Source organism: Microlunatus sp. YIM B11417, assembly GCF_059617205.1.
This window is the reverse complement of record NZ_JCAMPJ010000001.1, coordinates 532,072-544,028: the sequence shown is the minus strand read 5'-3', so window position 1 is coordinate 544,028 and position 11,957 is coordinate 532,072. Positions and strand designations below refer to the sequence as shown.

Below are 11,957 nucleotides of genomic sequence, written 5' to 3'. Positions count from 1 at the left end.
CCACCGCCGACGGTTGACGAAAATGGCCTACCCACCCAGCGATGCCCGCGACGGACGACCTCGGCTGAGATCTCACCGATGGTTGAGTAGCACTCTCGGTCCGAGAGTGCCAGTTCAATGTTTAGCACTCCCCCGGTGAGAGTGCAAACGATCCGAGCCTGTTCCGGTCATCGTTCCGCGTCGCGTTCCGGGCCACTGTCAGTCGGGATGGATAGGGTCGTGTGAAGACCGAGTGGAGCAGGGCAGCGCTCGGCACCCAGAACCCTCCTGGAACGGAGCCCGATGATCGAATTCGAGTCCGTCACCAAGACCTACCCCGACGGCACCACAGCGGTCTCCGACCTCAGCCTGGTCGTCCCGTCCGACCGGATCACCGTCATCGTCGGCCCGTCCGGGTGCGGCAAGACGACCACCCTCCGGATGGTGAACCGGATGCTCGAGCCGACCGAGGGCCGGATCACCTGGGACGGCGAGCCGCTGTCCGCCCGCCCGGTGACCACCCTGCGCCGCCAGATGGGGTACGTGATCCAGAGCGGCGGCCTGTTCCCGCACCGGACCGTGCTGGACAACATCGGCACCGTGCCCGGCCTGCTCGGCTGGCCGAAGGCGAAGGCCCGGCAGCGCTCGCTGGAGCTGCTGGACGCGGTCGGGCTGGACCCGGCCCTGGCCCGCCGGTTCCCCGGCCAGCTGTCCGGCGGCCAGCAGCAGCGGGTCGGCGTCGCCCGCGCACTGGCGGCGGACCCGCTGGTGATGCTGATGGACGAGCCGTTCTCGGCGGTCGACCCGGTGGTCCGGGCCGAACTGCACGAACTCTTCCTCGACCTGCAGCGCCGGCTCAGCAAGACCATCATCATGATCACCCACGACATCGACGAGGCGATCGCGCTCGGCGACCAGGTGGCGATCCTCCGGGTCGGCGGCGTGCTCGCCCAGGCCGGCACACCGCAGGAGCTGCTGGACCAGCCGGCGGACGCGTTCGTCGAGGGGTTCGTCGGCAAGGACCGCGGCTACCGGTCGCTGTCCTTCCTACCGGCCGACCGGCTGCCGCTCGCCGAATCCGCGACCACGGCCAAGGGACGGCTGGTGTTCGAGGACGACCTGCCGACCGGCTGGGCCGGGTTCCGCGAGGACGGCGCCGTCGTGCCGCTCGGTGGCACGTTCGACCCGGCGACGGACACGATGCGGGCCGCCCTGGACGCCGCGCTGGCGTCACCGGCCTCGGTCGCCGTCGCCGTCTCCGCGGGCCGGTTCGTGGGCGTCGTCGAGCCGGCCGCGATCCTCGCCCAGGTCGCCGACCACCGCGCCGCCGAGGCCGTACGGGAGCCGCCGGAGCCGGCCGGAGTGGGCCCCGAATGATCGACGTCTCGTTCGACTGGGGCTGGATCGGCCGCAACTGGACCAGCGGCATGCAGATCGGGTCGCTGCTGCTCGAGCACATCGCCCTGTCGATCATCCCGGTCCTGATCGCGGTGATCATCTCGGTTCCGCTCGGCTACGTCGTCTTCCTCACCGGGAAGGCGGCGAACGGGCTGCTGGCGGTGCTCGGCGTGATCTACTCGGTGCCCTCGCTGGCCCTGTTCGTCGCACTGCCGGCCATGATCGGGACCTCGATCCTCAGCCCGGTCAACATCGCCGTCGCCCTGGCCATCTATTCGATCGCGCTGCTGGTCCGCAACGTCGTCGACGGCCTGCGTTCGGTGCCCGGCACGGTGAAGCAGGCCGCCTCGGCGATCGGGTACGGCTGGTTCCGGCGGCTGCTGGTGATCGAGCTCCCGCTCGCGCTGCCGGTGATCTTCGCCGGCCTGCGCGTGGTCACCGTGTCCAACATCGCCATGGTCAGCGTCGCGGCCGTGGTCGGCGGCGGCGCGCTGGGCCAGCTGTTCGACCGCGGCCTGAACTCGTCGTTCCTGACCCCGATCATCGTCGGCCTGGCGCTCAGCCTGATCCTGGCCCTGATCGCGGATGCGCTGATCCTGTTGATCAAGCACCAGACGCTGCCCTGGGCCCGCGGCAGGAGGCTGGCATGAGCCTCCTCTCCTTCCTGCTCGACCCGGCCAACTGGCCCGGCGGCGGCAAGATCATCGACCTGCTGCTGCAGCACCTGTGGTACACGGCGGCCGCGGTCCTGCTCGGCGCGATGATCGCGATCCCGGTCGGCGTCCTGATCGGCCACACCGGCCGCGGTTCGTTCCTGGTGATCGGCACCAGCAACGCGGCCCGGGCCATCCCGACGCTCGGCCTGCTGGTGCTGGTCGTCGTCCTGCTCGGCACCGGCGTGGAGAAGATCGTCCCGGTGCTGGCCGTGCTGGCACTGCCGGCGATCCTGACCGCGACCGCGGCGGGGATCGGCGGTGCGGACCGGGAGGCGGTGCACGCGGCCCGGGCGATCGGGATGACCGAGGGCCAGATCGTCGCCCAGGTCGAGTGGCCGCTGGCACTCCCGCTGATCGTCTCCGGCCTGCGCAGCGCCACGCTGCAGGTGGTCGCGACCGCCACCGTGGCCGCCTTCGCGGCCGGCGGCGGCCTGGGCCAGCTGCTGATCAGCGGGCAGCGGAACAACGACTATCCACAGATGTTCGCCGGTGCCGTGCTGATCGCGGGAATGGCGATCGTGCTGGACCTGTTGCTGGGTGGGGTGGGATGGCTGATCGGCCGCAACACCCGTGCCCGACGTGCGGCAGACCGCGCCGTACAGAACGAAACCGTTTCATCATCGAATCGATCCGAGGCTGTGACATGAAGATCAAACACCTGACCGCGACGATCGCCGCGGCGCTCCTGCTGGCCGTCGCGGGCTGCGCGGGCAACAGCAACCCGCTCGGCAACGAGTCCGCGGCCCCGACCGCGTCCGGCAGCCAGGACCAGGCGCCGATCGTGGTCGGCTCGGCGAACTTCACCGAGTCCCAGATCCTCGGCGAGCTGTACGCCCAGGCACTCCAGGCCAAGGGGATCCAGGCCTCGACCAAGCTGAACATCGGCAACCGCGAGGTCTACCTGAAGGCGCTGGAAGAGGGCACCATCTCGGTGGTGCCGGAATACACCGGCAACCTGTTGATCAACTACGACAAGGACACCAAGGCCAAGTCCGCCGCGGAGGTGGAGCAGGCCCTCACCGAGGCGCTGCCGGAGCGGTTCCAGGTGTTGAAGTCGTCGCCGGCCGCCGACCAGGACGTGTACGTGGTGACGAAGGCGTACGCGGACGAGCACGGCCTGGCCTCGCTGGCCGACCTGAAGAAGATCTCGTCCGGCGCGATCCTCGGTGGCCCGTCGGAGTTGGCCACTCGCGCCTACGGGCCGGAGGGCCTGGAGAAGATCTACGGCGCGAAGTTCAAGGAGTTCAAGCCGTACGACGCACCGGCCGTCAAGTCGCGTGACCTGAACGACGGCAAGATCCAGGTCGCCACCTTCTTCACCACCGAGTCCGTGATCGCCGCCAACGGGTACGTCCAGCTGGCCGACCCGGAGTCGATGATCCTGCCGCAGAACGTGGTCCCGCTGGTCACCGATGCGGTCGCCGGCAACGCCGACGCCAAGGCCACCATCGAGGCGGTCCAGGCGGCGCTGACCACCGAGGACCTGGCCGGTCTCAACAAGCGGGTCGACACCGATCACGACGACCCGGGTCAGGTCGCCGGCGACTGGCTCAAGGAGAAGGGCCTCGCCTGAGCCCCGAAGCTCACTGAGCTTGTCGAAGGGCAAGGCCACCTCCGGCCCGGCCCTTCGACACGCTCAGGGCACGTCAGCTCAGCACGAGTTGCAGGTAGTCAAGGCCGGCCATGTAGCTGGTCGAGTCCGGGTTCTTGCCGGTCACGTGCAGCACCAGGGTGTGCTTCCCGGCCGCGAGTTGCCGGCTGCCGTACGCGATCGGGTCGCTGATCTTGACCTCGGGTGAGTTGTAGGCGTCGAACGGCTCCCCCAGGCGTTCCCCGTCCAGGACCAACTCGTTGATCCCGTAGTCGCCGGCCAGCGTCTGGGCACCGGTCAGCGTGTAGCTGCCGGCGGTGGCCAACTCGAAGGTCAGGGTCACGGTCTGGTCGGCCGAGGTCGGCGTGAACCAGAGCTGCGCCCCGCCGGACCAGGCCACCCCGCAACAGTTGCCCTGCACCTGCAGCGGCGCGGTGGCGGTGGCATCGGCGAACAAGGACTCGGCCTCGATCCGCAGCGTGTCCCCGGTCGTGGCGCTCACCTCGTCCGAGAACGGCCCGGTGTGCCCGGCGGCGTCGACGGCCCGGACCCGGTAGTACCAGGTCTGCCGTACGTCGAGGTCGGCGTGCACGTAGCCCGGCCCGCGGGAGGTTCCGACCAGTGTGTCGCCGGACGGGGTGAAGCCGGCCGTGGTCGAGGCGTGCACCTCGTAGCGGGGCGCGTAGTCGTCGTCGGTCGCCGCCGTCCAGGACAACGTGATCGCGGTCGACTCGCCGGCATCGGCGGCCGGCCCGCTCACCGGCCCCGGAGCCTCGGTGTCCGGCGCGGCCGGCCGGCGGGACAGGGCCTGGTAGGCGGCCGCGTCCCACTTCGCACGGCCGGTCGGCTCCAGGGTCACGGTGATCGACGACTTGCCCGCGGTCAGCGCGGCCGGCAGCGGGTGCCCGTCGTCCAGCCAGCGCCGGGTCTTGTTGCCCAGCGGCTGTTGCCAGATCCCGGCGTCCTTCCCGTCGACCGTCACCCGCGCCGTCTGGTACGGGTTCGCCTGGTCGGACAGCCGGCGCAGCAGCACGCCCCGGTTGTCCTCGGCGACGGCCAGCCTGAAGCTGATCTTGCCGGTCGTGGCCCGGCCGTCCAGCGTGATCGGCTCGGCGGGACCGTCGATCCCCTCGTACCGGCTGGTCGCGGTGATCACCTCGCCCGGCGCCGCGGCCGTGTAGTCGTGCTCGGACTCGCTGGCCTCGTCGCCGACATCCAGGCTGTCCGTCCACTGCAGGGTGCGGTCGGCGCTGCCGTACCAGAACGTCGTGGAGCCCTCGATCGCGTCGGCGTCGTTGCCCGGCCCGTGCTCGATGCCGAATCTGATCTTGCTCTCGAAGTCGATCCCGTCGGCGATCAGCAGCCGGTACAGCCCGGTGCAGTCGAATTCGCAGCCGCCGCCGGCCAGCTCGTGCGACGGGTTGCCGGTCAGCGGCGCGCTGAACGTGCCGCGATTGAAATACCAGCCGCCCTCGTAGAAGTCCTCGGTGCCGGTGCCGTGCTGGTCCGGGCTCGCCGAGCCGTCGACGAAGAGCCGTTCGTCGCCCTCCAGGTAGTTGCGCTGGTTGCCGGTCGGGATCAGTCCCTCGACGGTCTGCGCGACACCGACCACGCGGCCGGTCCCGGACGTCTCCAGGAAGAGATGATCGAGGCCGAAGGGGGTGTGCTCACGGTTCGCGGTGGCCCGGAAGTGCCCGACCGTGCCGTCGGCCAGGTGCTCCGCCCAGCTCGGGTCGTCCGAGATCGCCACCGACGAGGTGGCACCACGGATCTCCGTGCCGGTCCCGTTGTGGAGCTCGACCCGCGCACTGCCCGCGTACGGCATCAGCCACCACGCGGTCAGCGTCCTGGTCTTGACGTCCATGCCGAACATCAGCGCCTTCACCGGATAGAGCCCGAGCCCGCTGCCGAAGAACTCGCCCAGCGGCACGTCGACCGTCTCCTCGCCGTCGAAGGTGATCTTGAGCCGGGCCTTGGCCAGGATCTGATCGGACAGCCGGGTCTCCTGGGTGGCGGCCGCGGTCCGCAGGTCCGGCCGGATCCAGCGGGCCTTCCGCGGGTCGAGCCCGGACGGCGACGGCTTCTTGGGTGCGGTCCGGGTGCGGTCGACCGGCGTCACCGCGAGCTGCGGCAGCTTGAGCTTGATCCCGGTCAGCGCGCCGGCCGTGTCGGACTCGGCCAGCACCGCCGAGGCGCCCGGCGCGATCTTGGTGATCTGGTCGACCGTCCGCGGATTCGGCTGCTGCGGCTTCGGATCGGTGGTACCGGCAGCCCGCAGGGTCTCGATCACGTCGAGCGCCTGATCATCCGGGTCGAACGTCGCGATGCCCGCCGGATCGGCGAAGCTGCGGTAGTTCACGTGGTAGAAGTACGGGTTGTGCTGGGTGGTGATCTTCATCCGGCTGCGGTACGGCATCGGCACCTTGACGTAGACACCGCCGGAGCTCTGGTCGGCGTTGGCGACCAGCGGGTACGTGAACGGGGCGCCCAGCTTGCCGTCCACCAGGTCCTGCAGCGGTGCGTCGACGACGGTCGCGCCGTCCAGCTCGATGATGATCTTGCCGGTCTTGCTGACGTCGCCTCCGTCCCGGGTGAACCAGATCGAGGTGATCTCGCCGGCACCGGTGTGATCGGCGATCACGCAGCCGGCGTCGGTCTGGGACAGGCAGGAGTAGGTGCCCTCGAAGCCGTCGTTGTTGCCGTCGGCGCGGTCGAAGCTGGAGAACTGGAGCGCCTTCGCGTCCCGGCCGATCTCCGCGAGCCGGTCGAGGTGGCGGAAGGTGTCCCAGCCGACCGTGCCGTGCCGGGCGGTCGCGGCAGCCTTGGTCCTGGGCGTGGTCGGTGGGGTCGCCGCCGCTGGCGCTGCCGTACCGATGACGAGCATCAGAACGAGGACGTACGTGAGCCGGCGGAGCCCGCGAGTGGAGTTCGGCATCGAACTGCCTCCTGGCCGTGTAATCGATTTCGAGCGATGCAACCCCATCGCCGGGCCGCCTGTCAAGGACTCGTCCGTGCACCCGCCCTCGGCGGCCCCGGCGGCTCACGCGGCCTACCTCGGGACAAAAGAATGGAATTCTAGCGGCCGGCATTTCGGTTCGCATGCAATTCCTTTAGACCAATTCTCCTTCCATACCCGCAGGACATCCGATATTCATGTTGCGGAAATTGCCGCGGTTCATGGAGCGGAACAACAATGGTTCCCATCAACTCGTTCACTGCGGAAAGGCGGGAAATCCATGAACCGCATCGTTCACCCCTCGACCAGGAAGATCGTCACGCACGGAATCGTCGCAGGCCTTGCGGTGTTGGCTTTCGGAGCCGGAACGACAAGCAGCGCAGCCGCCGGCGTGACTGCCGTCTACGGCCCCTATCAGACCTCCACGCAATGCTGGATCGACGTCGAGGCGGCCCACGAAAACGGCCAGACCGTGACCCAGGGTTGCCAGTGGAGGTCATACAACGGCCAATGGGGCTATTACTTCACCGCGTACTGATTCCGGATCTTCGGGAGCATCATCGCGGACCGGATTCCTGATAGCTGACCTGCAACAACTCCTTGTACCGGGGCAGGCCCATCCCCTCGAAGCCCGCGACGTAGGCGTCCCAGTCGGTGTCCAGGTTCTTCGACCCGGTCATGAACTGCACCGAGCTCTGGGCGATGTAGCTCTCGAGGTTGGTCTGCAGGGTGGCCAGCTCGCCGGCGTTCTCCGGTGCGACCCAGACGCTGTGGAACGGGAAGATCAGCGACCGGTCCTCGGAGCCCTCGTACAGCTTGGTGGCCTCCTGCAGCCGGCGTTCGTACCCGGCGGTCGTGTAGATGTCGTCCGGCACCACCTGGCCGCCGCGGTACTCCCGGGTGTTGCGATACTGCGCCAGCGGCTGCCAGGCCGTGTTCTCGGGTGACTGGATCACCTTGTACAGGGCCGGAACGCCTTCCACCAAAGGCTTGTCGCCGGGTCCGGGCTTCTCCCAGTCGACGCCCTCGACCCCGAACACACCTTCGGTCTCACCCTGGTCGGTGAACAGGTAGTCGAGCATCTTGATCGCCGCGATCTTGTCGCGTTCGCTCGCCTTGTCGGTCAGCACGAAGGTGGCGCCGGGCGTCGAGCTGACCGCGTACGAGGCGTAGGCCAGACCCTGCGGCCCCTTCAACGGCGGGATCGCGTTGTAGCCGGCGTCCCGCTTGTCCTTCTGCTCCAGGGTGATGAAGAACCGGGGATGCAGGGTCGGCACGCCGCCCAGGATCACGTCGCCCGGGTTGTCGGCCAGCTTCTGCAGCGCCTCCTGGTTCTGGCTCAGCGCGCCCTTGTCGATCAAGCCTTCCTCCATCAGCTGGTGCAGGTAGCGCAGGCCCTCGCGCCAGCCTTCCTTGTCGGCCTGGATGTCGACGGTGCCGTCCTTCAGCACCACGGTGCTCTTGTTGTTGACGCCCGCGATGAAGGACCCCATGAAGTAGGGCAGGATGTCGGAGCCGACTGCGGACGAGAGCGGCACCTCGTCGGCCTTGCCGTTCCCGTTGGGATCCTGGGTCTTGAAGGCCTGCAGGACCGTACGGAACTCCTCGGTCGTGGTCGGGCTCTTCAGGTTCAGCTTCTTCAGCCAGTCCGTGTTCAACCACAGCTTGCCCGGATAGCTGCAGTGGTAGCAGTCGATCCACTGGCCCAGGCCGTAGATGTTGCCGTCGGGTGCGGTCGACATCGCCCGGTACTCCGGGTTGGCGTCGAGTTCGGCCTGGATGTTCGGCGCATGCTCCTTGATCAGGTCGTTGAGCGGCATCGCGACGCCCTGCTGGCCGAGCTTCATCAGTTCGGTCGGCTTGAACTGGTCCACCCAGGGGATCAGCAGGAACAGGTCGGGATAGTCGCCGCTGGCCAGCGAGATCTGCCGTTTCTCGGCGGCCGCCCCGGCGTCCCAGGTCGTGGTCTCCCAGCTGAACTCGATCCCGAACTTCTCGGCCATCTTCTTCGTGAAGGCGTTGGCGGTCAGGTCGGTGGTGGCTCCCTGCGGGGCGAACACCGACAGCTGAACCGGCCCGTCGGGGTTCTCCTCCTCCGGTGGGGCGGCCTCGGTGCAGGCGGCCAGCGAGAGGGCCGCGGCCAGCAGCACACCGATGGCGCCGGCGACACGATTGCGTGACATGAGTGCTCCTTTGCGGATTCGTGGGGTCAACCCTTGATCGCGCCGATCAGGACGCCCTTGGTGAAGTGGCGGGCGACGAACGGATAGATCACCAGGACCGGGACGCTGGCGACCACGATGAGGGAGTACTTCAGCAGGTCCGACAGCTGTTTCCGGTCGGCCTGCAGCGCCACGTCGGTGGTGGCGGCCGGGTTGTTGAGGATGAGGATGTTGCGCAGCACCAGCTGCAGCGGCTGCAGGCTGCTGTCCTTGAGGTAGATCAACGCGTCGAAGTAGGCGTTCCACTGGCCGATCGCGTACATCAGCGCAATCACCGCGATCATGGGCTTCGACAGCGGCAGCACCACCGACCAGAGGAAGCGGAGATCACTGCAGCCGTCGAGCTCGGCGGCCTCGGCCAGCTCGTCCGGAATGGCCGAACGGAAGTAGGTCCGGGCGATGATCACCTGCCAGACGGCGATGGCGTTCGGCAGCAGCAGCGCCCAGCGAGTGTCCAGCAGACCGAGTTGCTGGACCACCAGGTAGGTCGGGATCAGGCCGCCGCTGAACAGCATGGTGATCAGCACCAGGGTCATGATCACGTTGCGGCCGCGGAAGCCCACCCGGGACAGCGGGTAGGCGATCGCGATGGTCAGGCTCGTGCTGATCAGGGTGCCCGCCACCGTGTAGAACAACGAGTTCCCGTAGCCGGTGAGGATCTGCGGGTTGCTCAGCACCGCCTCGTACCCGCGCAGTGAGAAGTCGACCGGCCAGAGCAGGACGTGCCCGGACGAGACCGCGGCCGGACTGGAGAAGGAGCTGGCGACGATGTGGGCCAGCGGCACCAGGACCACGATCACGCCCACGGTCAGCAGGACGTAGATCGCCGCCATGAAACAGCGGTCCACCAGGGTGTCCTTGATCCGGGTCGGTTTCACCACAGCCCGCTTCCGCTGAGCCGTCTCGCGGCAACGTTCACGGCGAGCAGCAGGACCAGGTTGACCACGGAGTTCAGCAGGCCCACCGCGGTCGCGATGCCGAAGTCGGCGTTGAGCAATCCGGTCTTGTAGACGTAGGTGGCGATCACCTCGGAGTTCATCAGGTTGATCGGGTTCTGCAGCAGGAACACCTTCTCGAAGCCGACCGCCATGATGTTGCCGACGCTGAGGATCAGGATGATCATGGCCGTGGGCAGGATGCCCGGGATGTCGACGTGCCAGATCCGCCGCACGCGGGAGGCGCCGTCCACCTTGGCCGCCTCGTAGAGGGCCGGGTCCACCGCCGACAGAGCGGCGAGATAGATCACCGCGGCATAGCCGGTGGTCTGCCAGACGTCGGACCAGACGTAGATGTGCCGGAAGTAGGTCGGGTCACCCAGCAGATCCGGCGCCTCGACGCCGAAGAAGCCGAAGGCCCGCGACACCAGGCCGAGCCGTGGCGCCAGGATCAGGATGATCATCGACACCACGACGACGGTGGAGATGAAGTACGGAGCGTAGGTGACCAACTGGACGGTGCGCCGGAACCAACGGACCCGTACCTCGTTCAGCATCACCGCGAGCATGATCGGCAGCGGGAAGCTGGCCAGCACGGCATAGCCCGACAGGATCAACGTGTTCTTGATCAGGGTCCAGAAGACCGGGTTCCGGAAGAACGCCTCGAAATGCCGCGTCCCGACCCACGGGCTGCCCCAGATCCCCTTGACCACGCTGTAGTTCTTGAACGCGATCACGTTGTTGACCATCGGGACGTACTTGAAGATCAGGAAGTACAGCAGCGGGATGATCACCAGCAGATAGAGCTGCCAGTGCCGGCGGAACGCCTTACGCCACCGGGAGGTCCCGGTGTTCGGTCTGGAGCGTCGGGCCGATGCAGCCGCCGGCGGGGAAGCCGGAGAGCGCATGGTTGCCACGTTTCGCATGTGCCTCCCTGCCTCTGCGAACTGGCGAACGCTGAACAAACGTTTGTTCACGCGATACGGGAACGATAGCATAGATAGGCGGGCCAGCGACTCTATGCAGCTCCGATCTCAACCGGAGGCCCGCGGTCTTTCACGTCCCGTGAAAAACTGTCGCTTTACCAGAGAAGCAAACCTGGTAAAGCGACAGGAACGTTGGTGGACTGTGACGCGTGGGGCCAGCGGGAGTCTCTCAGCGGAGGTCGGCGACCGACTCGCGTTCGATCACCTCGGGCGGCACGTCGTCGACGAGTTGATCGACCCCCGCCCGGCCCTCGAGCCGCCGGTGCAGCGCCTCGACCGCCTGCTCACCGAGCCGGTTCAGCGGCAGCTTCACGGTGGTCAGCGGCGGCCAGGTGTGGTCGGCGGTCCAGGCGTCGTGGACGGCGATCACCGAGAGATCGCCGGGCACCGATAGTCCGATCCGGCGAGCCTCGGTGAGCACTCCCATCGCGGCGTTCACGTTGCCCACCACGACGGCCGACGGTGGCTGCGCAGCGGCCATGATCGACTCCAGGGCGGGCGCCGCGTCCGGCACGGTGTAGCCGAACCAGGTGATCAGCTTCGGGCTCGCCGGCAGGCCCGCGTCGCGCAGCGCCGCCCGGAACCCGGCCGCCCGCAGCCGTGCCGTGGGGAGCGACCGAAGTCCGTTGAGCAGTCCGATCCGGCGATGCCCGTGCCGGATCAGATACTCGGCAGCGATCCGACCGGCGGCGTGATCATCGAGCATCACACTCCCCCGCCGGTGCCGCATCCGGGAATTGATCACCACCATCGGAGCCGTGCCGGCGAGGGCGGCCAGCGACTCGGCGGTGTCGGCGTCACGGCCCTGCAGCAGGAAGCCGTCGACCCTGCCGTCGTCGAGCAGCCGGGAGATCCGGGCCTCGTCGGTGAGCGCCTCGGACCGGCCGAGCAGCACCGTGTAGCCGAGCCTGGCCGACGCCTCCTCCACGCCTCGCATCAGTTCGGCGAACAGTGCGTTGGTCAGGTCGGGCACCACCAGCCCGATCGTGTACGTCCGCGCCGACCGGAGCGCCCGGGCGGCGTGGTTGGGCCGATAGCCGAGTCGGTCGGCGGCCCGCTGGATCCGCTGCCTGGTCTCCTCCGTCGCCCTGGTCGCCGGGTCGTCGTTCAGCACCCGCGAGACCAGCCCGACCGACACTCCGGCGGCCGCGGCGACATCGACCAGACGTGCCAT

General features: G+C 68.1%; 10 protein-coding genes. 5 read left to right on the top strand and 5 right to left on the bottom strand.

The window, feature by feature from the left end; translation table 11 throughout:
• Positions 1-282 precede the first annotated feature (282 nt).
• Genes AC6CCG_RS02630 through AC6CCG_RS02615 form a run of 4 tightly spaced genes read left to right on the top strand, consistent with a single transcriptional unit; the run spans position 283 to position 3,666 of the window.
• A complete protein-coding gene (locus AC6CCG_RS02630) occupies positions 283-1,356 on the top strand; it encodes an ABC transporter ATP-binding protein (protein ID WP_496652892.1) in 1,074 nt (357 codons plus the stop codon).
• Entirely contained in the window at positions 1,353-2,027 is a 675-nt protein-coding gene (locus tag AC6CCG_RS02625; RefSeq protein ID WP_496652891.1) for an ABC transporter permease, read from the top strand. Before AC6CCG_RS02630 ends, AC6CCG_RS02625 begins: the two co-directional genes overlap by 4 nt.
• Positions 2,024-2,740 carry an ABC transporter permease gene (locus AC6CCG_RS02620; protein WP_496652890.1) on the top strand — a complete coding sequence of 239 codons (717 nt, stop codon included), beginning with the start codon at positions 2,024-2,026 and terminating at the stop codon, positions 2,738-2,740. Before AC6CCG_RS02625 ends, AC6CCG_RS02620 begins: the two co-directional genes overlap by 4 nt.
• On the top strand, positions 2,737-3,666 hold the full coding sequence (locus AC6CCG_RS02615) for an ABC transporter substrate-binding protein (protein WP_496652889.1): 930 nt from the start codon (positions 2,737-2,739) through the stop codon (positions 3,664-3,666). Before AC6CCG_RS02620 ends, AC6CCG_RS02615 begins: the two co-directional genes overlap by 4 nt.
• 73 nt (positions 3,667-3,739) lie before the next feature.
• Here AC6CCG_RS02615 and AC6CCG_RS02610 read toward each other — a convergent pair whose 3' ends face one another.
• Positions 3,740-6,619: a DUF2961 domain-containing protein gene (locus AC6CCG_RS02610; RefSeq protein WP_496652888.1), complete on the bottom strand. Its 2,880-nt coding sequence runs from the start codon at positions 6,617-6,619 to the stop codon at positions 3,740-3,742.
• On the opposite strand from AC6CCG_RS02610, the gene AC6CCG_RS02605 reads away from it, so the two are divergent.
• On the top strand, positions 6,606-7,178 hold the full coding sequence (locus tag AC6CCG_RS02605) for a hypothetical protein (protein WP_496652887.1): 573 nt from the start codon (positions 6,606-6,608) through the stop codon (positions 7,176-7,178). The two genes, AC6CCG_RS02610 and AC6CCG_RS02605, sit on opposite strands and share 14 nt — an antisense overlap.
• Positions 7,179-7,197: 19 nt before the next feature.
• Here AC6CCG_RS02605 and AC6CCG_RS02600 read toward each other — a convergent pair whose 3' ends face one another.
• The 4 genes from AC6CCG_RS02600 to AC6CCG_RS02585 form a co-directional block, all read right to left on the bottom strand.
• Positions 7,198-8,823: a type 2 periplasmic-binding domain-containing protein gene (locus tag AC6CCG_RS02600; RefSeq protein ID WP_496652886.1), complete on the bottom strand. Its 1,626-nt coding sequence runs from the start codon at positions 8,821-8,823 to the stop codon at positions 7,198-7,200.
• A gap of 26 nt (positions 8,824-8,849) precedes the next feature.
• Entirely contained in the window at positions 8,850-9,743 is an 894-nt protein-coding gene (locus tag AC6CCG_RS02595; protein WP_496652885.1) for a carbohydrate ABC transporter permease, read from the bottom strand.
• Complete coding sequence (locus AC6CCG_RS02590; protein WP_496652884.1) at positions 9,737-10,705, bottom strand: ABC transporter permease; 969 nt, start codon at positions 10,703-10,705, stop codon at positions 9,737-9,739. The genes AC6CCG_RS02595 and AC6CCG_RS02590 overlap by 7 nt, the downstream gene beginning before the upstream one ends.
• Positions 10,706-10,952: 247 nt before the next feature.
• Positions 10,953-11,957, bottom strand: coding sequence for a LacI family DNA-binding transcriptional regulator (locus AC6CCG_RS02585; protein ID WP_496652883.1), 1,005 nt, complete (start codon positions 11,955-11,957; stop codon positions 10,953-10,955).

What these genes read in the sequence shown, in the direction of transcription:
- AC6CCG_RS02615 (WP_496652889.1), top strand. Translation starts at nt 2,737, where the DNA reads ATGAAGATCAAACACCTGACCGCGACGATCGCCGCGGCGCTCCTGCTG.
- AC6CCG_RS02600 (WP_496652886.1), bottom strand. Translation starts at nt 8,823, where the DNA reads ATGTCACGCAATCGTGTCGCCGGCGCCATCGGTGTGCTGCTGGCCGCG.
- AC6CCG_RS02610 (WP_496652888.1), bottom strand. Translation starts at nt 6,619, where the DNA reads ATGCCGAACTCCACTCGCGGGCTCCGCCGGCTCACGTACGTCCTCGTT.
- AC6CCG_RS02620 (WP_496652890.1), top strand. Translation starts at nt 2,024, where the DNA reads ATGAGCCTCCTCTCCTTCCTGCTCGACCCGGCCAACTGGCCCGGCGGC.
- AC6CCG_RS02590 (WP_496652884.1), bottom strand. Translation starts at nt 10,705, where the DNA reads ATGCGCTCTCCGGCTTCCCCGCCGGCGGCTGCATCGGCCCGACGCTCC.
- AC6CCG_RS02625 (WP_496652891.1), top strand. Translation starts at nt 1,353, where the DNA reads ATGATCGACGTCTCGTTCGACTGGGGCTGGATCGGCCGCAACTGGACC.
- AC6CCG_RS02630 (WP_496652892.1), top strand. Translation starts at nt 283, where the DNA reads ATGATCGAATTCGAGTCCGTCACCAAGACCTACCCCGACGGCACCACA.
- AC6CCG_RS02585 (WP_496652883.1), bottom strand. Translation starts at nt 11,957, where the DNA reads ATGGCACGTCTGGTCGATGTCGCCGCGGCCGCCGGAGTGTCGGTCGGG.